The sequence below is a fragment of the Buttiauxella agrestis genome, assembly GCF_900446255.1.
In the GTDB taxonomy this organism is placed as follows: domain Bacteria; phylum Pseudomonadota; class Gammaproteobacteria; order Enterobacterales; family Enterobacteriaceae; genus Buttiauxella; species Buttiauxella agrestis.
In genome coordinates, this window is the sequence record NZ_UIGI01000001.1 from 1,121,789 (window position 1) to 1,141,195 (window position 19,407).

Sequence of the window (19,407 nt, forward strand, 5' to 3'; positions counted from 1 at the left end):
TTTAAATAAAAAGCCAGCCTTCGCGGCTGGCTTTTTTGTGTCTGCTACAAAAGCGATTTACTCTTGAACACTCTCTCGAAGCGGCGTAACTGGGGTCACGCGGACTTGCTTAATCATGTTGTCCTGCACGTCGAGAATATCAATATCGTAGTGGCTTAAGCGCACACGCGTTTCAACAGCCGGAATCTCTTGCAGCTCTTCGAGCAACATACCGTTGATGGTGCGTGCTTCGTCTTCCGGTAGCGTCCAGTTGAACGCTTTGTTGATTTCACGCACGTTCGCACTGCCTTCGATAATCACGGAGCCATCGTTTTGCGGCATCACTTCTTCGGCGAGTGTTGGGGACATTGACGTGGTGAAGTCGCCGACAATCTCTTCAAGAATATCTTCGACCGTAACTAACCCCTGAATGTCGCCGTATTCATCAACCACCAGGCCGACTTTCTTCTTATTGCGCTGGAATTTTACCAGTTGCACGCTGAGCGGCGTGCCTTCCGGGACAAAGTAAATTTCATCGGATGCACGCAGCAAGGTTTCCTTGGTGAACTCCTGTTTTTCCGTCATCAAACGGTAGGCTTCACGCACACGCAGCATGCTGATGGCGTCATCCAGCGTGTCGCGATAAAGCACAATGCGCCCGTGAGGGGAGTGCGTTAGTTGGCGAACGATAGATTTCCAGTCGTCGTTGATATTGATACCGACGATTTCATTTCGCGGCACCATGATGTCGTCGACGCTCATTTTTTCAAGATCCAGAACCGAGAGCAGCATATCCTGGTTGCGACGGGAGATTTTTGTGTGTGACTCATGCACCAGGGTACGTAATTCGTCTTTGTTTAGCGCACTACTGACGGTGCTGACGTTTTTGATACCCATAAGGCGCATCAACATACGCGTGATGATGTTCAGTAACCACACCAGGGGCATCATCAGGATTTGTAGCGGGCCGAGCAGGAAACTGCTCGGGAAGGCGACTTTTTCTGGATACAGCGCGGCGATAGTTTTTGGCAGCACCTCAGCAAAGACCAGGACCACGAAGGTGAGGATACCGGTGGCGATAGCAACGCCAGCATCGCCGTATAAACGCATGCCGACGATTGTGCCAATGGCTGAGGCCAGAATGTTGACCAGGTTATTACCGATGAGCACAAGGCTAATCAGGCGGTCTGGTTTGCGAAGCAGTTTTTCGACCCGTTTAGCGGCGCGGTTGCCCTGTTTGGCGAGGTGGCGAAGCTTGTAACGGTTAAGCGTCATCATGCCGGTTTCAGAGCCGGAGAAGTACGCTGAAACGACTACCATGATGATCAGTGTGACAATCAACGTAGTCGTTGAGATCTGTTCCAAAAGGATTTCCTTTATAAAGACAACATTAGCCGACGAATTGTTGCAGGACGCGGCTACCAAAATAGGCGAGAGTCAGGATCGCTGCACCCGCGACGTTAAACCACACCACACGGCGGCCACGCCAACCTTCATGATAGTGTCCCCAAAGTAAAACGATGTAGACAAACCATGCGAGAATCGACAACACCGCTTTATCGACGTTTTCGAGGCTGAAAAGATTTTTCAGATAAAACAGGCCGGTGCACAGAGTTAACGTCAGCAGGACCACACCGACTTGGGTGATATGAAACATTTTGCGCTCAATGCTCATCAACGGCGGCATTTCAGCACGGAAGGCGAGTTTTTTATTTTTGAGCTGGTAGTCAATCCATGCCAGCTGTAGCGCGTAAAGTGCCGCAATAATGAGCGTGGCGTAGGCAAAGAGTGACAGACCAATATGCACCATCATACCCGGTGTTGTTTCCAGATGGGTGATGAATTCATTGGGCATAAAGGTGGCAAGCGCCAGGTTGATGAGCGCGAATGCGTAAACAATTGGCAACAGTAGCCAACCACGATTGCGTGACGCAACGATGGTCATCACCGTGCAAATCATCAAACTGACGAGTGAGCCGACGTTAAGCAAGCTGAGGTTCTGCCCCCCGTCGGCGTTAAAAATACGTGCTTCAAGCGCCAGGCCGTGACTTACCAGCGCGATAACAGCAGAGATGATAGCGAAACGCCGCCATCCGCTGTTTTTTGTCAGCAGACTTGGGATAATCAGCGCGAGGCTGCTGGAATAGGCTACAAGCGCAAGGATTGCGAAAACAGGCATATAAAGTGTCGGTCAATTAGCCAGAGATGAAAAAAACCAGTATAACGTTACCTGCCGCCTGCTCCAACTCTAACCGTACATCACACCGAAGGCGGCTTCATGTTATATACCCGTCATACTTCAAGTTATGGGGGTGTTGGCTGCACTCACTTACCCCAGTCACTTACTTTAGTAAGCTCTTGGGGATAAGCTCCCTTGCCGCCTACCCACAACTTGAACTATTTAGGGTATAATCCGCTAAATTCTGTTTTGTGTCGCAAGCTGCGGCCCTAAGTTACCACGTTAGGCAAAAGACAATGTTTGATAATTTAACTGACCGTCTGTCGCGCACACTGCGCAATATCAGCGGCCGCGGGCGGCTGACTGAAGAGAATGTAAAAGAAACTCTGCGCGAAGTGCGCATGGCATTGCTGGAAGCGGACGTTGCGCTGCCGGTGGTGCGTGACTTTATCAGCCGCGTAAAAGAAAAAGCGGTTGGCCATGAAGTTAACAAAAGCCTGACTCCGGGTCAGGAGTTCGTCAAAATCGTGCGCGCCGAACTGGTTGCGGCGATGGGCGAAGAAAATGCCAGCCTGAATCTTGCAGCACAGCCGCCAGCCGTTGTGCTGATGGCGGGTCTGCAAGGTGCGGGTAAAACCACAAGCGTAGGTAAGTTAGGTAAATTCCTGCGTGAGAAGCACAAGAAAAAAGTGCTGGTGGTGTCTGCTGACGTTTATCGCCCTGCGGCGATCAAACAGTTGGAAACGCTGGCTGAACAGGTCGGTGTCGATTTCTTCCCGTCTGATGTCGGTCAAAAACCGGTCGATATCGTTAATGCGGCGCTGAAAGAAGCGAAGCTGAAATTCTTTGATGTGTTGCTGGTGGATACCGCCGGTCGTTTGCACGTTGATGAAGCGATGATGGACGAAATCAAACAGGTTCATGCTGCGATTAACCCAGTTGAAACTCTGTTTGTTGTTGACGCCATGACCGGCCAGGATGCGGCAAATACCGCAAAAGCTTTCAACGAAGCGTTGCCATTGACGGGTGTCGTACTGACCAAAGTCGACGGTGACGCACGTGGTGGTGCGGCTCTTTCCATTCGTCATATCACCGGCAAGCCGATTAAATTCCTCGGTGTGGGTGAAAAGACCGAAGCGCTGGAGCCTTTCCACCCGGATCGTATCGCTTCTCGTATTCTGGGGATGGGCGATGTTCTGTCGCTTATCGAAGATATTGAGAGCAAAGTTGACCGTGCTCAGGCGGAAAAACTTGCCACCAAACTTAAGAAGGGCGATGGGTTTGATCTCAACGACTTCCTTGACCAGCTCAAGCAAATGAAAAACATGGGCGGCATGGCGAGTATGATGAGCAAACTGCCAGGTATGGGGCAGTTGCCGGATAACGTTAAGTCGCAAATGGATGACAAAGTCCTGGTGCGTATGGAAGCGATTATTAATTCCATGACGCTTAAAGAGCGTGCGCAGCCAGAGATTATCAAAGGTTCACGTAAACGTCGTATCGCGATGGGTGCGGGTATGCAGGTGCAAGACGTCAACCGTCTGCTTAAGCAGTTCGACGACATGCAACGCATGATGAAAAAGATGAAGAAAGGTGGAATGGCGAAAATGATGCGCGGCATGAAAGGTATGATGCCGCCAGGTTTCCCAGGCCGCTAATTTCTGTAATTTTTGTTTTGCTTGTAAAACAAAAATTGATTTCCGCTCAGGAATGAGTACAATTTTCGGGCTTTTAATATGACACCAGGCTCCATCCCTCGATGGGGCCTGGTGTTTTATTCACTAAAGAGGATGTTATGGTAACTATTCGTTTAGCACGTCACGGCGCTAAAAAGCGTCCGTTCTACCAGGTTGTTGTTACTGACAGCCGTAATGCACGTAACGGTCGCTTCATTGAGCGCGTTGGTTTCTTCAACCCTATCGCTGGCGAAAAAGACGAGGCAACTCGCCTGGATCTGGATCGCATCGAGCATTGGGTTGGCCAAGGCGCAACCGTTTCTGATCGCGTATCTGCGCTGATCAAAGCAGCAAAAAAAGCAGCTTAATCTGTCACGGTGGTCATGATGAGCAATCAAATCTCCGCAAAGGCACCTGTTAACCCAATCGTATTGGGTAAGATGGGATCCTGCTACGGTATTCGAGGTTGGCTCAGAGTGTTTTCCTCCACCGAAGACGCCGATAGCATTTTTGACTATCAGCCCTGGTTTATCCAGAAGGCGGGTCAGTGGCAGCAAGTACAGCTGGAAAGCTGGAAGCACCACAATCAGGATCTGATCATCAAGCTGAAAGGCGTTGACGATCGGGATGCGGCGAATCTACTCACTAATTGCGAAATTATGATTGATTCAGCGCAATTGCCAGGTCTCGAAGAGGGCGATTACTACTGGAAAGACCTTATGGGTTGCCAGGTGGTAACGACTCAGGGATATCAGCTCGGTAAAGTCATCGACATGATGGAAACCGGCTCAAATGACGTTCTCGTCATTAAGGCAAACCTGAAAGATGCGTTCGGTATCAAGGAGCGGCTGGTTCCGTTCCTCGATGGGCAGGTTATCAAGAAAGTCGATCTCTCTACTCAAACCATTGAAGTAGATTGGGATCCTGGTTTTTAAAACCTCCGGATAAACGGTAAAAGACGGCGTTATGGGGATTGGCTTGTGTTTATTGGTGTAGTTAGCCTGTTTCCAGAGATGTTTCGTGCAATTACCGATTTCGGGGTAACTGGCCGGGCAGTAAAAAATGGCCTGCTGAGCATCCAGAGCTGGAGTCCACGTGACTTCACTTATGACCGACACCGTACCGTGGACGAGCGTCCTTACGGCGGCGGACCGGGTATGCTCATGATGGTAAATCCTTTGCGGGAAGCCATCCACGCAGCGAAAGCAGCGGCGGGGGAAGGTGCTAAGGTTATCTATCTGTCACCTCAGGGACGCAAGCTTGATCAAGAAGGCGTCTGTGAACTGGCAACAAATGAGAAGTTAATTCTGGTTTGTGGCCGTTACGAAGGGATAGATGAGCGCGTAATCCAAACCGAAATTGATGAAGAATGGTCAATCGGCGATTACGTTCTCAGCGGTGGTGAGTTACCAGCAATGGTATTGATTGACTCAGTTTCACGGTTTATTCCGGGAGTTCTGGGTCATCAGGCATCAGCAATCGAAGATTCGTTTGCCGATGGATTGCTGGACTGCCCACACTATACTCGTCCTGAAGTGTTAGAAGGCATGGAGGTTCCGCCAGTTTTGCTGTCGGGAAACCATGCAGATATTCGCCGTTGGCGCCTGAAACAGTCGCTGGGCCGTACCTGGCTTAGAAGACCTGAACTTCTGGAAAACCTGGCTCTGACTGAAGAGCAAGCAAGGTTGCTGGCGGAGTTCCAACGTGAACACGCAAATACAGCAACATAAACATGATGGGATGGCGTAAGCCCCCGATTATCAGTTTACCCAGGATAAGAGACAAAATTATGAGCAACATTATTAAGCAAATTGAACAAGAACAGATGAAACAGGATGTACCTTCATTCCGTCCGGGTGATTCCGTGGAAGTGAAAGTATGGGTCGTTGAAGGTTCTAAAAAACGTCTGCAGGCATTTGAGGGCGTGGTTATTGCAATCCGTAACCGCGGTCTGCACTCTGCATTCACTGTTCGTAAAATTTCCAACGGCGAAGGTGTTGAGCGTGTATTCCAGACTCACTCCCCAGTAATCGATAGCATTACTGTTAAACGTCGTGGTGCCGTTCGTAAAGCTAAACTGTACTACCTGCGTGAGCGCACTGGTAAGTCTGCTCGTATTAAAGAGCGTCTGACTAAGTAAGATTCGCTAACGCGACATCCATATAAAGGGCTGCCATTTGGCAGCCCTTTTTTTTGCTTAATGCATGAAGGAGTCCTGAAAACCTTTCCGACTCGCTTTTTCCCATTGTGCTTGCCGTTCGGCTACATCTGGCAGTGTTTCGCAGCTGGCTGGGAACGACTTTCCACTTTCTCCCAGGATCTCTAAAAATTTAGGATCACAAATCCGCTGCTGGCCACCGGCGTAACCTTTTAACCATTCTTCACGGTCAACATTTTCATCGTTATGCAAATGCGCAATGACAGGATTGCTTCTTATGGGTTGTCCCGACATCGCATCATCCCAGCCAGCCTGGTACCAGTCGGTGGGGGCGGGCGTTGGGGCATGGGTATAGGGGTCGACATAACAGCCAGTCAATAACAAGACAGGAATCAGGGCTAAGTAACGCATTCCGGGGATATCCATTTCAAAGAGTATTCTCTGAGCATAGAGTGGTTATGGTTCACCATGACGTTATTTTTGCAGAATGCATGAATGCGCAGGGAGCTGGCTTGTTTATGCAAGAGTGTATATTTTTATTTACGATTTTTATCTTTAAATGTGCCTTAAGCGGCAATTATTTTGCTTGTGTAACGTATTGTTTACGTAAAATGGATTGCAATCTTTACTAAAGATGATAAGGTAGCTCCATCCTCACTGAGGAAACGACTATCGCAAACGAGCTAACAGGATCGCCATCATGCAAAAAGACGCGCTGAACAACGTTCATATTTCTGACGAACAGGTACTTATCACTCCGGATCAATTGAAAGCGGAATTCCCGCTGACTGCCGCTCAAGAAGCGCAGATTGAACAGTCCCGTCAGACGATTTCCAACATTATCGCTGGCCGCGATCCTCGTCTGTTGGTGGTGTGTGGACCTTGCTCAATCCACGATCCTGAAACCGCGATTGAATATGCTCGTCGTTTTAAAACACTGTCTGAACAAGTCAGCGATAGTCTGTACCTCGTGATGCGCGTCTATTTTGAAAAGCCACGTACTACTGTGGGCTGGAAAGGATTGATTAACGATCCTCATATGGACGGCTCGTTTGATGTTGAAGGTGGTTTGAAAATCGCGCGTAACTTGCTGGTAGAACTGGTCAGCATGGGTCTGCCGTTGGCGACCGAAGCGCTTGATCCAAACAGTCCGCAATACCTTGGCGATCTGTTCAGCTGGTCTGCAATCGGTGCGCGTACTACTGAATCTCAGACTCACCGTGAAATGGCGTCCGGCCTTTCTATGCCAGTTGGTTTCAAAAATGGTACTGATGGCAGCCTCGGTACTGCGATCAATGCGATGCGTGCCGCATCGATGCCGCATCGTTTCGTCGGCATCAACCAGGCAGGCCAGGTTTGCTTGCTGCAAACTCAGGGAAATCCTGATGGTCATGTGATTTTACGCGGTGGCAAAGCGCCTAACTACAGCCCGGCAGATGTCGCGCAGTGTGAAAAAGAGATGGAGCAGGCGGGACTCCGTCCGGCCTTGATGATAGATTGCAGCCATGGCAACTCAAACAAAGACTACCGCCGCCAGCCGGGCGTAGCTGAATCAGCTGTCGCTCAAATCAAAGATGGCAATCGTTCTATTATTGGCCTGATGATTGAAAGTAACATCCACGAGGGAAATCAATCTTCAGAGCAACCTCGCAGTGAAATGAAATACGGTGTTTCCGTAACAGATGCATGCATCGATTGGGAAACGACAGAGACTTTACTGCGTGAGATTCATAAAGATCTGAACGGTACGCTTGCGGCGCGTCAGGCATAAGAGGTTTTACTATGGTGGCTGAATTGACCGCGCTACGCGATCAAATTGACGAAGTGGATAAGGCGTTGCTGGGGCTACTGGCACGCCGCCTGGAACTGGTAGCAGAAGTTGGCGAAGTCAAAAGCCAGTATGGTTTACCGATTTATGTCCCGGAACGTGAAGCTGCAATGTTGGCTTCACGCCGCAAAGAAGCTGAAGCTTTGGGGGTTCCACCGGATCTGATTGAAGATGTTCTGCGCCGCGTAATGCGAGAGTCCTACTCAAGCGAGAACGATAAAGGTTTCAAAACACTGTTTCCTGCGTTACGCCCGGTGGTTATCGTCGGTGGTGGCGGTCAGATGGGGCGCTTGTTTGAAAAGATGCTCACTCTGTCTGGCTATCAGGTTCGTATTCTTGAAAAAGAAGACTGGGCTAAGGCGCCAGAGTTAATGGCTGATGCTGGGATGGTGATTGTGAGTGTTCCGATTCACATCACAGAACAAGTTATCGCTCAATTACCCCGGCTGCCTGATGACTGTATTCTGGTCGATTTGGCATCCGTGAAGAATGGCCCACTGCAAGCTATGTTGGCTGCACATCAGGGACCAGTGCTCGGTCTGCATCCTATGTTTGGCCCAGATAGCGGAAGCCTTGCGAAGCAAGTCGTGGTTTATTGTGATGGTCGTCAGCCTGAAGCGTATCAGTGGTTCCTTGAACAAATTCAAGTCTGGGGTGCGCGTTTACACCGTTCTACAGCTGTTGAACACGATCAGAATATGGCCTTTATTCAGGCGCTGCGCCACTTCGCAACTTTTGCCTATGGTTTGCATCTGGCTGAAGAGAATGTGCAGTTAGAGCAGTTGCTTGCGCTTTCATCGCCGATTTATCGCCTGGAACTGGCAATGGTAGGGCGCTTATTTGCACAAGATCCGCAGCTTTACGCAGACATTATTATGTCTTCAGAAAGCAATCTGGATCTGATTAAGCGCTATTACAAACGTTTTGGTGAGGCTATTGGCTTACTGGAGCATGGCGATAAACAAGCATTTATCGACAGCTTCCGCAAAGTTGAACACTGGTTTGGTGATTATGCCCAACGTTTCCAGAGTGAAAGCCGCACTTTATTACGTCAGGCTAATGATAGCCGCCCGTAGTTGTGAAATAGTTTTATAATTGAAAGCCATCGGGGAAACTCGTTGGCTTTTTTTATTGGCAAAAGGATAGAGAAATGGCACAGCCGCAGGTTCTGTTCGATTACACCGGCCACTTACCTGAATGCCCGACATGGAGTGCAGAAGAAAATTGCCTCTACTGGACAGACATTCTCGAAAATGAAATTCATCGCTATAACATCGAAAGCAAAAAGCACGATGTAATCCAATTTTCAGAGGAAGTCGGCTGTTTTGCTTTATGCGAAACGGGCGGTTTTATTGTTGCGCTGCGAAGTGGAATTTATCTCACCAATCGCACTGGGCTTATCACTCGTAAAGTTTGTGATAATCCCAATAACCCGGCTTTAGCTCGTTTCAATGATGGTGGAACTGACAGAGAGGGGCGTTTTTACGCCGGAACATTTTGGGGACCGGGCGATTACAACGGTGCGTTACTGTGCCGCGTGGACAACGATCTGACGCCGCATGTCATTCAACATGATATTCATGGTGCTAACGGTTTAGCGTTTAGTGAAGATAAAAAATGGATGTTTACCTCCGATACGCCAAACCGAGTGATTTACCGAACCCCTTTAAATGAGCAAGGTGAACCGGGCAAACGCGAAGTGTTTAAGCGTTTCGAGCCGGGGCAAGGAATTCCTGACGGCGCCGCAATTGACGTGGAAGGCTGCTACTGGACAGCATTGTTTGATGGTTATCGGATTGCCCGTTTATCGCCGACGGGTGAAATACTTGAAGAGTACCCGTTGCCGGTTCGATGCCCGACAATGGTGTGCTTTGGCGGCTATGATATGAAAACGTTGTTTATCACCACAACGCGAGAAAATATGGATGATGCAGAAGTTGCTGCGAAGCCATTATCTGGGGCGATTTTTACGCTCGGCGTCGCGGTTGCGGGAATGCCCAAACTGAAGTTTAAACAGACGCTGTAAGCCAGCATGGCGCTGGCTTACAGCTAGTGCTATGCCGGGTCGACTGGCACTACGTTTTCGCTTGGATAGCAACCGAGCACTTTCATGGAGCGAGTGATTTCACCCAGTTCGCGCAGAGCTTTACGCATCGTTTCATCGTTCAGGTTTGCCTGAACATCCAGATAAAACATCTCTTCCCACGGATTGCCGTTAATCGGGCGAGATTCCAGTTTCGTCATAATCAGATTGTGATTACGCAGAACCAGCAGCGCTTCTACAAGAGCACCGGCTTGTTGACCGGTAGCGATCAGCAAGGTCGTTTTGGCTGGGACCTGGTCGGTCACTTCTACCGCTTTACGTGCCAACACAATGAAACGGGTAATGTTTTGTGTCTGGTTTGCCAGGTTGCGTTCAAGAACTTGTAAGCCATAAAGCGCACCGCCGGCTTCGCTGCCTAGCGCTGCAACATGTGGTGAGTTTTCCTGCGCGACTTTTTCCATTGCAGCAGAAGTGCTTTCGCAATACTCAATTTTCCAGTTCGGATAACGGTTAATGAACTGGCTACATTGCTGGAAAGGTTGCGGATGGCTGTATACCGTCTGAATCGTGTCTAAATCGGTAGTACCTTTGACTAACACGCAGTGGTCGATTGGCACGGTCATTTCAGCAACGATAGACAAGCTGGTGTGTTGTAATAAATCGTACACATCATTGATGGCACCAGAGCTGGTGTTTTCTAGCGGTACGACAGCGTAATCGGCCTGGCCCGTTTCAACCTGGTTGAAGATGTCATGGAACTTGGCGCAGCCACTTTCAATAAACTGTTCAAAGTGACGAGCGGCATACTGACGAGCAGCAAGGTGCGAGTAAGAACCTTTTGGGCCGAGGAACGCGATTCGAGCTGACTGCGGATTGGTTTTATTAAGATGCTGCTGCAATAGCGTTTGCTGTGTCAGGACTGAGTCTTCAATGATGAGTTGAAACAGACGAGTGATGTAATGGGCGTCCAGATTATGCGTTTTACCCAGAGTAATCAGGCGCTCCAGCAAATCTCGCTCACGATCGATATCACGTACTGGGCGATGAGTCGCAAGTTTGGCTTTTCCGACTTCTACAGCCAACAAGCGACGTTCTGCCAGCAAAGCCAGCAGTTTTACATCCAGTGCACTGATTTTATCGCGTAGTGCCAGCAATGGGTTTGTCTCACTCATAACGCTACCTTTTTAAATTCCATAAAAAAGGCCTCCCCGCTGGGGGAGGCCTGTTTGTTCGTCTTCGCATTCTTTATCACACGACGAATTGCCTCCCATTCAGGGGAAGGTAAAAAAGAATGCGAAGAAAAACGGAAATAGTTTCATGGTTGGTTCCTGATAAGTCGTACAAGTAAGGTACCCGGTCTGTTTTCGCTCTGTCAATAAAAAACGCGCCCGGAGGCGCGTTGGTATGATTGATAAAGCTAAAATTTACTCTTCTTCAATTTCCGCGATAGCAACGTCTTTCACTGAGCCTGCTGTGCGACGCGCTTCACCTTTGTGTTGCACTTTATTCAACTGCCGCTCCAGTTTGTTAATCAAATCGTTGATAGCCGTATACATATCATCGTGTTTAGCGCTCGCTACGAGCTGGCCGTTTGGCGTATTAATGGTGGCATCAGCCACAAATCCTTTCGGTTCTTTGGACAAAACAATGTGTGGATTAATTAGATGAGTTTGCCACTTGTCCAGTTTAGTGAGACGGTCTGCGACGTGCTGACGAATAGCTGGGGTGATTTCCATTTGCTTGCTGGTAATGTTCATTGTCATAAAGTTACCTCTTGTCTTTCCCGTCTTGGTAACTCCAGCATACCTTTCTGAATGTCAAAATGTGTGATGTGAATCACACTATTTTGTCACTTTTTGTCAGCAAACCCTTTTTGTGAGGCAGGACAGGATCTCTGTTTTTAAAGCTTGTGGAACGAAGAAATAGCGTCCATATTTGATGGGATGACCTGACGCTAAACCGTTTCAGTTTGATGTTTCAGGCAATAAAAATGGCAGCCACCAGGGCTGCCATTTTGTTTTTATAAATCAGTGAATCAGGCTTTGCTGCTGTTAGCCGCAATAATTTTAGCAACTTTATCGGCCTGAGCCGGCATTTGCATTTCGCGGTAAGCATTTTCCATCAACTTCAGACCATCACGAGTGGCCTGAGTATCAGGGAAATCGCGCAACATTCCTTCGACACGGTTAACTACTGCAACCCACGCGCCGCGTTTAGTGTAGTATTGCGCCACCGAAAGCTCATATTTCGCTAAACGATCTTTCAGGAACACCAGACGCTTGGTGGCATCGGTGACATACTGGCTGTTCGGATAACCACGAACCAGTTTAGAGAAATCGTTGAAAGCATCACGAGCATGCTGTGGATCCCGGTCTGAACGATCTACACCGAAGAAACCTTGTAATGCGCTATCATCCAACGCCATGTCCGTCAGACCACGCATGTAAAGTACGTAGTCGATGTTTGGATGGGTAGGATTCAGACGCATAAAGCGATCGATCGCAGCCTGAGCCAGCGGCAAATCAGCGTTCTTATAGTAAGCGTAAATAAGATCTAACTGCACTTGCTGTGAGTAAGGCCCGAACGGATAACGGTTATCCAGCGCTTCCAGTTGCGTTATCGCCGCTTTAAAGTTACCGTCCTGCAACTTTTGCTGGGCAGTCGCATAGATCTCAGAAGGTGGATTATCAGGAACCTCATCCTTGGAACTGGAGCAACCAGCCAAAGCCAGGCTCAACGTGGCTGCTGCCACCAGATATTTCATACGCGTCATGACGTTTTGACTTTCCTCAGAATGTTATCCGGGAGGCTCACAGTACCAGCTCCCGATAAAGACCAGCTACAATAGCACACTATATTAAACGGCATTGCCGTAAAACCCAACGTTAACGAAGAAGCTGTCTATGGCACAACTAGTACAACTCACCGCAACAGTGTCCGAATCTCAACTCGGTCAACGCTTAGATCAAGCTTTGGCCGAATTGTTCCCTGATTATTCACGATCGCGCATAAAAGAATGGATTCTTGAACAACGCGTGCTGGTCAACGGCACGATCAGCGACAAGCCAAAAGAAAAAGTATTGGGTGGCGAGAGCGTCACAATCAATGCAGAAATCGAAGAGGATGTGCGCTGGGAACCACAAGATATCCCGCTTAATATTGTCTATGAAGATGACGATATTCTGGTGATTAACAAGCCGCGTGATTTCGTTGTGCATCCTGGTGCGGGTAATCCTGACGGAACCGTACTAAATGCACTGCTGCATTATTATCCGCCGATTGCCGATGTGCCGCGTGCGGGCATTGTGCATCGTCTGGATAAAGACACCACCGGTTTGATGGTGGTGGCGAAAACAGTACCGGCGCAAACTCACCTGGTTGAGGCTTTGCAATTACGCGAAATCACGCGTGAGTATGAAGCGGTCGCAATTGGTCATATGACGGCAGGTGGCACAGTAGATGAGCCAATCAGTCGCCATTCGACCAAACGTACACATATGGCTGTGCATCCAATGGGTAAACCTGCGGTTACACACTATCGAATCATGGAGCATTTCCGTGTTCATACGCGTCTGCGTCTGCGTCTGGAAACCGGCCGTACTCACCAGATTCGTGTACACATGTCGCATATCACTCATCCGTTGGTTGGCGATCAGCTTTATGGCGGTCGTCCGCGCCCACCAAAAGGTGCATCGGAAGAGTTTGTCAGCGTGCTGCGTAAGTTTGACAGGCAGGCTTTACACGCAACTATGCTGCGCCTTCATCACCCGATCAGCGGTATGTTGATGGAATGGCATGCGCCAATTCCTCAGGATATGGTCGAGTTAATTGAAGCATTGCGCGTTGATACAGAACTTCACAAGGACCAACTGGACTGGCTATGAGTAAATTGATCGTCCCGCATTGGCCGCTTCCTCAAGGAGTGGCTGCGTGCAGTTCGACACGTATTGGCGGCGTGAGTCAGCCGCCTTACGACTCGCTTAATCTGGGTGCTCACTGCGGTGATAATCTGGATGATGTCGAAGAAAACCGTCGCCTTTTCTTTGCCGCAGCAATGTTGCCCTCTAAGCCTGTTTGGTTAGAGCAGGTTCACGGCAAAGAAGTATTAAAGCTGACTGGTGAACCTTATCTGTCCAAACGTGCTGATGCTTCATATAGCTCAACGCCAGGTACTGTTTGTGCGGTAATGACTGCGGATTGCCTGCCGGTGCTATTCTGTAATAAGGCCGGAACGGAAGTTGCGGCTGCTCATGCTGGATGGCGCGGCCTGTGCGAAGGCGTTCTTGAAGAAACCATAGCTTGTTTCAAAGACGCGCCAGAAAATATTATGGCGTGGCTTGGCCCGGCTATCGGACCTGAAGCATTTGAAGTTGGCCCTGAAGTGCGTGAAGCGTTTATGGCTAAAGATATTCAGGCCGACAGCGCATTTCGCCCTTCTGGGGATAAATACATCGCAGACATCTATACGTTGGCTCGCCAGCGTTTGTCAGCTGTAGGGGTTACCCAAATCTATGGTGGCGACCGTTGTACCTACAGCGAAGCGGGTGATTTTTTCTCATATCGACGCGACAGAACCACAGGCCGTATGGCAAGTTTCATTTGGCTGATATAACTTATTGAATCAAGACGATCCAGCGCAGGTAACAAACGCTTCAAATATTTCAGGTCATTAACCTTGAATAATTGAGGGATGACCTCATTTAATCTCCAGTAGCAAATTTGACCTGTTTATGGGAGGAGTTATGCGTCTGGATCGTCTTACTAATAAATTCCAGCTTGCTCTCGCCGATGCCCAATCTTTAGCTCTCGGGCTCGACAACCAATTTATCGAACCCCTTCACTTGATGAGCGCTTTGCTCAATCAGGAAGGCGGATCTGTACGCCCTTTACTGACATCTGCTGGTGTAAATGCCGGAAAACTGCGTACTGAGATCGAGCAAGCATTAAGCCGTTTGCCACAAGTTGAAGGGACGGGCGGTGACGTTCAGCCTTCTCAGGATTTAGTCCGTGCATTAAACCTGTGTGACAAACTGGCGCAAAAACGAAATGACAACTTCATTTCGTCAGAGTTATTTGTTCTGGCAGCACTTGAATCACGCGGAACATTAACTGATTTACTGAAATCAGCGGGTGCTACCACGGCAAATGTGACAGCAGCAATTGAGCAAATGCGTGGAGGCGAGAACGTGAATGATCAAGGTGCCGAAGACCAACGTCAGGCATTGAAAAAATATACCGTCGATCTGACCGAGCGTGCGGAACAAGGCAAGCTCGATCCGGTGATTGGCCGTGATGAAGAAATTCGTCGTACTATTCAGGTATTGCAACGTCGTACCAAAAACAACCCGGTATTAATCGGTGAACCAGGTGTGGGTAAAACCGCCATCGTTGAAGGCCTGGCGCAGCGCATTATTAATGGTGAAGTGCCGGAAGGTTTGAAAGGGCGTCGTGTATTGGCTCTGGATATGGGCTCGCTGGTGGCTGGTGCGAAATATCGTGGCGAATTTGAAGAACGTCTTAAAGGTGTGTTGAACGACCTTTCTAAACAGGAAGGTAATGTCATCCTGTTTATTGACGAGTTGCACACGATGGTTGGCGCAGGTAAAGCTGACGGTGCAATGGATGCGGGCAACATGCTCAAACCGGCACTGGCTCGCGGTGAACTTCACTGCGTCGGTGCGACCACACTTGATGAATATCGTCAGTATATAGAGAAGGATGCAGCACTTGAGCGTCGCTTCCAGAAAGTATTTGTTGCCGAGCCTTCTGTAGAAGACACCATTGCTATTTTGCGTGGGTTGAAAGAACGCTACGAATTGCACCACCATGTGCAAATTACGGACCCTGCGATTGTTGCGGCTGCGACGCTATCGCACCGTTACATCGCTGACCGTCAGTTGCCGGATAAAGCCATCGACCTGATTGACGAAGCGGCTTCCAGCATTCGTATGCAGATTGACTCGAAGCCAGAAGAGCTTGACCGTCTGGATCGTCGAATCATCCAGCTCAAACTTGAACAGCAGGCTCTGAAGAAAGAGTCTGACGAAGCCAGCCAGAAACGTTTAAGTATGCTTGAAGAAGAGTTGGGGCAAAAAGAGCGTGAGTATTCCGTGCTGGAAGAAGAGTGGAAAGCTGAGAAAGCATCCCTTTCTGGTGAACAGACGATTAAAGCGGAGCTGGAGCAGGCGAAAATTGCCATTGAACAGGCTCGCCGTGTCGGCGACCTGGCCAGAATGTCTGAATTGCAATACGGGAAAATTCCGGAGCTTGAGAAAGAGCTTGCAGCTGCCACTCAGAATGAAGGGAAAACCATGCGTCTTTTGCGTAATAAAGTCACTGATGCAGAAATTGCGGAAGTGCTGGCACGCTGGACGGGGATCCCTGTGGCGCGAATGCTTGAAGGTGAGCGCGAGAAACTGCTGCGTATGGAACAACAACTTCATACCCGTGTTATTGGGCAGAATGAAGCGGTTGAAGCCGTATCGAACGCAATTCGCCGTAGCCGTGCGGGCTTGTCTGACCCGAACCGCCCAATTGGTTCGTTCCTGTTCCTTGGGCCTACGGGGGTAGGTAAAACCGAACTGTGCAAAGCGCTGGCAAACTTTATGTTTGATAGCGATGACGCGATGGTCCGTATCGATATGTCTGAGTTTATGGAAAAACACTCGGTCTCTCGTTTAGTCGGCGCACCTCCTGGCTATGTAGGCTATGAAGAAGGTGGGTATCTGACAGAGGCGGTTCGTCGTCGCCCTTACTCTGTCATCCTGTTGGATGAAGTTGAGAAGGCGCACCCGGACGTATTCAACATCTTATTACAGGTATTAGATGATGGACGTCTGACGGACGGGCAGGGTAGAACAGTCGACTTCCGTAACACGGTGGTGATTATGACTTCTAACCTCGGTTCTGATTTGATTCAGGAACGTTTCGGCGAGTTGGATTATGGTCATATGAAGGACATTGTACTTGGCGTTGTTAGCCAGAACTTCCGTCCTGAATTCGTTAACCGTATAGATGAAGTCGTGGTGTTCCATCCTCTGGGTGAAAAACACATCGCTTCTATCGCGCAGATTCAGTTGCAGCGTTTGTATAAACGTCTTGAAGACCGTGGCTATGAAGTCACTATCTCTGAAGAGGCGCTGAAGCTGCTTAGTGAGAATGGTTATGACCCGGTGTATGGTGCAAGACCGTTGAAACGTGCTATCCAGCAGCAAATTGAGAACCCGCTTGCTCAGCAAATCCTTTCTGGAGAGCTGATTCCTGGGAAAGCTGTACATCTGGAAGTCAAAGACAACCATATTGTGGCAGTGCAGTAAGTCACATAAAAGATAAAAACGAGCCCTTCGGGGCTCGTTTTTGTTTAAAAACCAGGCGATGTTAGAGTTTTTAAAGGTGTGTTGCCTGGAAAGTGAGCGGTCGATAAGTATTTTGTATTTTAGTACTTGTCAGCCTCCAGAAAATCCCTATACTGCGCCTCCACTGACACGGCACAACGGCTTACAAACCGGCCCGTCAGCCAGATGAAAAGCGAAAATAAACGCTTGACTCTGAAAGAGGAAAGCGTAATATACGCCACCTCGAGTTAGCAAGCGAAAGCGCCTGACTCACTGCTCTTTAACAATTTATCAGACAATCTGTGTGGGCACTCGCAGGATTGATATCTCAGATACCTTCGGGTATCAAAAAAATATCAAGTCTTGAAGAGTGACCAAGCAGTAATTCATTTAGTTGAATTATTACGAAAGTTAATTTTTGAGCACCGCTTCACGAGTTGAAGCAAATCAAGCTTTTAATTGAAGAGTTTGATCATGGCTCAGATTGAACGCTGGCGGCAGGCCTAACACATGCAAGTCGAGCGGTAGCACAGGGAGCTTGCTCCTGGGTGACGAGCGGCGGACGGGTGAGTAATGTCTGGGAAACTGCCTGATGGAGGGGGATAACTACTGGAAACGGTAGCTAATACCGCATAACGTCTTCGGACCAAAGAGGGGGACCTTCGGGCCTCTTGCCATCAGATGTGCCCAGATGGGATTAGCTAGTAGGTGAGGTAATGGCTCACCTAGGCGACGATCCCTAGCTGGTCTGAGAGGATGACCAGCCACACTGGAACTGAGACACGGTCCAGACTCCTACGGGAGGCAGCAGTGGGGAATATTGCACAATGGGCGCAAGCCTGATGCAGCCATGCCGCGTGTATGAAGAAGGCCTTCGGGTTGTAAAGTACTTTCAGCGAGGAGGAAGGCATTGTGGTTAATAACCGCAGTGATTGACGTTACTCGCAGAAGAAGCACCGGCTAACTCCGTGCCAGCAGCCGCGGTAATACGGAGGGTGCAAGCGTTAATCGGAATTACTGGGCGTAAAGCGCACGCAGGCGGTCTGTCAAGTCGGATGTGAAATCCCCGGGCTCAACCTGGGAACTGCATTCGAAACTGGCAGGCTAGAGTCTTGTAGAGGGGGGTAGAATTCCAGGTGTAGCGGTGAAATGCGTAGAGATCTGGAGGAATACCGGTGGCGAAGGCGGCCCCCTGGACAAAGACTGACGCTCAGGTGCGAAAGCGTGGGGAGCAAACAGGATTAGATACCCTGGTAGTCCACGCCGTAAACGATGTCGACTTGGAGGTTGTTCCCTTGAGGAGTGGCTTCCGGAGCTAACGCGTTAAGTCGACCGCCTGGGGAGTACGGCCGCAAGGTTAAAACTCAAATGAATTGACGGGGGCCCGCACAAGCGGTGGAGCATGTGGTTTAATTCGATGCAACGCGAAGAACCTTACCTACTCTTGACATCCAGAGAATTCGCCAGAGATGGCTTAGTGCCTTCGGGAACTCTGAGACAGGTGCTGCATGGCTGTCGTCAGCTCGTGTTGTGAAATGTTGGGTTAAGTCCCGCAACGAGCGCAACCCTTATCCTTTGTTGCCAGCGGTTCGGCCGGGAACTCAAAGGAGACTGCCAGTGATAAACTGGAGGAAGGTGGGGATGACGTCAAGTCATCATGGCCCTTACGAGTAGGGCTACACACGTGCTACAATGGCGCATACAAAGAGAAGCGACCTCGCGAGAGCAAGCGGACCTCATAAAGTGCGTCGTAGTCCGGATCGGAGTCTGCAACTCGACTCCGTGAAGTCGGAATCGCTAGTAATCGTAGATCAGAATGCTACGGTGAATACGTTCCCGGGCCTTGTACACACCGCCCGTCACACCATGGGAGTGGGTTGCAAAAGAAGTAGGTAGCTTAACCTTCGGGAGGGCGCTTACCACTTTGTGATTCATGACTGGGGTGAAGTCGTAACAAGGTAACCGTAGGGGAACCTGCGGTTGGATCACCTCCTTACCTAATAGATACGAACTTGCGTAGTGCTCACACAGATTGTCTGATAGAAAACGAGCAGTAAAACCTTATAGGCTTGTAGCTCAGGTGGTTAGAGCGCACCCCTGATAAGGGTGAGGTCGGTGGTTCAAGTCCACTCAGGCCTACCAAATTCTCCGCTATCCTGCGTTACAGCATCACTCGCATATTTCAATATGCTTCGTGACGCTGCGCCTT

17 protein-coding genes, 1 tRNA gene, 1 rRNA gene, 1 pseudogene and 1 other annotated feature are annotated in these 19,407 nt (G+C 49.3%); of the genes and pseudogenes, 13 read left to right on the top strand and 7 right to left on the bottom strand.

Annotated elements, in window-relative coordinates; genetic code table 11:
* Positions 1-57: 57 nt before the first annotated feature.
* Together DY231_RS05335 and DY231_RS05340 are read right to left on the bottom strand one after the other, a co-directional pair.
* Entirely contained in the window at positions 58-1,344 is a 1,287-nt protein-coding gene (locus DY231_RS05335; RefSeq protein ID WP_034497798.1) for an HlyC/CorC family transporter, read from the bottom strand.
* 25 nt (positions 1,345-1,369) lie between these two features.
* Entirely contained in the window at positions 1,370-2,158 is a 789-nt protein-coding gene (locus DY231_RS05340) for a cytochrome C assembly family protein (RefSeq protein ID WP_034497796.1), read from the bottom strand.
* A 296-nt stretch (positions 2,159-2,454) separates the two neighbouring features.
* Here DY231_RS05340 and ffh point away from each other — a divergent pair, with 296 nt between their 5' ends.
* The 5 genes and pseudogenes from ffh to rplS all read left to right on the top strand — a co-directional run bounded on the left by ffh (position 2,455) and on the right by rplS (position 5,974).
* Positions 2,455-3,816, top strand: coding sequence for a signal recognition particle protein (ffh, locus tag DY231_RS05350; RefSeq protein ID WP_115627547.1), 1,362 nt, complete (start codon positions 2,455-2,457; stop codon positions 3,814-3,816).
* A 137-nt stretch (positions 3,817-3,953) separates the two neighbouring features.
* Entirely contained in the window at positions 3,954-4,202 is a 249-nt protein-coding gene (gene rpsP, locus DY231_RS05355; RefSeq protein ID WP_034457320.1) for a 30S ribosomal protein S16, read from the top strand.
* 18 nt (positions 4,203-4,220) lie between these two features.
* The gene (gene rimM, locus DY231_RS05360) at positions 4,221-4,769 is read left to right on the top strand and encodes a ribosome maturation factor RimM (protein ID WP_115627548.1); all 549 of its coding nucleotides are present in this window, start codon (positions 4,221-4,223) and stop codon (positions 4,767-4,769) included.
* 45 nt (positions 4,770-4,814) lie between these two features.
* Positions 4,815-5,583: pseudogene (trmD, locus tag DY231_RS05365) on the top strand (tRNA (guanosine(37)-N1)-methyltransferase TrmD).
* A gap of 40 nt (positions 5,584-5,623) precedes the next feature.
* Positions 5,624-5,974, top strand: a complete 351-nt coding sequence (rplS, locus tag DY231_RS05370) for a 50S ribosomal protein L19 (RefSeq protein ID WP_034457314.1) — start codon at positions 5,624-5,626, stop codon at positions 5,972-5,974.
* Positions 5,975-6,031: 57 nt separating this feature from the next.
* Here rplS and DY231_RS05375 read toward each other — a convergent pair whose 3' ends face one another.
* The gene (locus tag DY231_RS05375) at positions 6,032-6,403 is read right to left on the bottom strand and encodes a DUF2799 domain-containing protein (protein WP_172588655.1); all 372 of its coding nucleotides are present in this window, start codon (positions 6,401-6,403) and stop codon (positions 6,032-6,034) included.
* A 289-nt stretch (positions 6,404-6,692) separates the two neighbouring features.
* Here DY231_RS05375 and aroF point away from each other — a divergent pair, with 289 nt between their 5' ends.
* From aroF to DY231_RS05390, 3 genes are all read left to right on the top strand, one after another.
* Positions 6,693-7,763, top strand: coding sequence for a 3-deoxy-7-phosphoheptulonate synthase AroF (aroF, locus tag DY231_RS05380; RefSeq protein WP_034497787.1), 1,071 nt, complete (start codon positions 6,693-6,695; stop codon positions 7,761-7,763).
* A gap of 11 nt (positions 7,764-7,774) precedes the next feature.
* Positions 7,775-8,896, top strand: coding sequence for a bifunctional chorismate mutase/prephenate dehydrogenase (gene tyrA / locus DY231_RS05385; RefSeq protein WP_115627551.1), 1,122 nt, complete (start codon positions 7,775-7,777; stop codon positions 8,894-8,896).
* A 74-nt stretch (positions 8,897-8,970) separates the two neighbouring features.
* Positions 8,971-9,846: an SMP-30/gluconolactonase/LRE family protein gene (locus DY231_RS05390; protein WP_115627552.1), complete on the top strand. Its 876-nt coding sequence runs from the start codon at positions 8,971-8,973 to the stop codon at positions 9,844-9,846.
* 29 nt (positions 9,847-9,875) lie between these two features.
* On the opposite strand, the gene pheA is transcribed toward DY231_RS05390, so the two are convergent.
* The 4 genes from pheA to bamD form a co-directional block, all read right to left on the bottom strand.
* Positions 9,876-11,036: a bifunctional chorismate mutase/prephenate dehydratase gene (gene pheA / locus DY231_RS05395; protein ID WP_115627553.1), complete on the bottom strand. Its 1,161-nt coding sequence runs from the start codon at positions 11,034-11,036 to the stop codon at positions 9,876-9,878.
* Positions 11,037-11,057: 21 nt separating this feature from the next.
* Positions 11,058-11,184 (bottom strand) — a sequence feature (Phe leader region).
* The gene (gene pheL, locus DY231_RS25315) at positions 11,136-11,183 is read right to left on the bottom strand and encodes a pheA operon leader peptide PheL (RefSeq protein ID WP_193216298.1); all 48 of its coding nucleotides are present in this window, start codon (positions 11,181-11,183) and stop codon (positions 11,136-11,138) included. Its footprint overlaps the feature before it by 48 nt.
* Positions 11,185-11,288: 104 nt before the next feature.
* Positions 11,289-11,627: a ribosome-associated translation inhibitor RaiA gene (gene raiA / locus DY231_RS05400; RefSeq protein WP_034457302.1), complete on the bottom strand. Its 339-nt coding sequence runs from the start codon at positions 11,625-11,627 to the stop codon at positions 11,289-11,291.
* A gap of 272 nt (positions 11,628-11,899) precedes the next feature.
* Complete coding sequence (gene bamD / locus DY231_RS05405) at positions 11,900-12,637, bottom strand: outer membrane protein assembly factor BamD (RefSeq protein WP_115627554.1); 738 nt, start codon at positions 12,635-12,637, stop codon at positions 11,900-11,902.
* 130 nt (positions 12,638-12,767) lie between these two features.
* Between bamD and rluD the strand changes: the two genes are divergently transcribed.
* From rluD to DY231_RS05430, 5 genes are all read left to right on the top strand, one after another.
* Positions 12,768-13,748, top strand: coding sequence for a 23S rRNA pseudouridine(1911/1915/1917) synthase RluD (rluD, locus tag DY231_RS05410; RefSeq protein ID WP_034497779.1), 981 nt, complete (start codon positions 12,768-12,770; stop codon positions 13,746-13,748).
* A complete protein-coding gene (gene yfiH, locus DY231_RS05415) occupies positions 13,745-14,476 on the top strand; it encodes a purine nucleoside phosphorylase YfiH (protein ID WP_115627555.1) in 732 nt (243 codons plus the stop codon). Before rluD ends, yfiH begins: the two co-directional genes overlap by 4 nt.
* A gap of 130 nt (positions 14,477-14,606) precedes the next feature.
* On the top strand, positions 14,607-17,180 hold the full coding sequence (gene clpB, locus DY231_RS05420; RefSeq protein ID WP_115627556.1) for an ATP-dependent chaperone ClpB: 2,574 nt from the start codon (positions 14,607-14,609) through the stop codon (positions 17,178-17,180).
* Positions 17,181-17,654: 474 nt separating this feature from the next.
* A 16S ribosomal RNA gene (locus tag DY231_RS05425) occupies positions 17,655-19,194 on the top strand.
* Between the two features lie 69 nt (positions 19,195-19,263).
* Positions 19,264-19,340 (top strand) — tRNA-Ile (locus tag DY231_RS05430).
* The last annotated feature ends 67 nt before the right edge of the window (positions 19,341-19,407 follow it).

Excerpts from the sequence above, each read along its gene's own strand:
- yfiH (WP_115627555.1), top strand. The coding sequence starts at position 13,745 with ATGAGTAAATTGATCGTCCCGCATTGGCCGCTTCCTCAAGGAGTGGCT.
- tyrA (WP_115627551.1), top strand. The coding sequence starts at position 7,775 with ATGGTGGCTGAATTGACCGCGCTACGCGATCAAATTGACGAAGTGGAT.
- clpB (WP_115627556.1), top strand. The coding sequence starts at position 14,607 with ATGCGTCTGGATCGTCTTACTAATAAATTCCAGCTTGCTCTCGCCGAT.
- pheA (WP_115627553.1), bottom strand. The coding sequence starts at position 11,036 with ATGAGTGAGACAAACCCATTGCTGGCACTACGCGATAAAATCAGTGCA.
- DY231_RS05375 (WP_172588655.1), bottom strand. The coding sequence starts at position 6,403 with ATGCGTTACTTAGCCCTGATTCCTGTCTTGTTATTGACTGGCTGTTAT.
- rluD (WP_034497779.1), top strand. The coding sequence starts at position 12,768 with ATGGCACAACTAGTACAACTCACCGCAACAGTGTCCGAATCTCAACTC.
- rimM (WP_115627548.1), top strand. The coding sequence starts at position 4,221 with ATGAGCAATCAAATCTCCGCAAAGGCACCTGTTAACCCAATCGTATTG.
- aroF (WP_034497787.1), top strand. The coding sequence starts at position 6,693 with ATGCAAAAAGACGCGCTGAACAACGTTCATATTTCTGACGAACAGGTA.
- raiA (WP_034457302.1), bottom strand. The coding sequence starts at position 11,627 with ATGACAATGAACATTACCAGCAAGCAAATGGAAATCACCCCAGCTATT.
- DY231_RS05340 (WP_034497796.1), bottom strand. The coding sequence starts at position 2,158 with ATGCCTGTTTTCGCAATCCTTGCGCTTGTAGCCTATTCCAGCAGCCTC.
- ffh (WP_115627547.1), top strand. The coding sequence starts at position 2,455 with ATGTTTGATAATTTAACTGACCGTCTGTCGCGCACACTGCGCAATATC.
- bamD (WP_115627554.1), bottom strand. The coding sequence starts at position 12,637 with ATGACGCGTATGAAATATCTGGTGGCAGCAGCCACGTTGAGCCTGGCT.
- DY231_RS05390 (WP_115627552.1), top strand. The coding sequence starts at position 8,971 with ATGGCACAGCCGCAGGTTCTGTTCGATTACACCGGCCACTTACCTGAA.
- rplS (WP_034457314.1), top strand. The coding sequence starts at position 5,624 with ATGAGCAACATTATTAAGCAAATTGAACAAGAACAGATGAAACAGGAT.
- rpsP (WP_034457320.1), top strand. The coding sequence starts at position 3,954 with ATGGTAACTATTCGTTTAGCACGTCACGGCGCTAAAAAGCGTCCGTTC.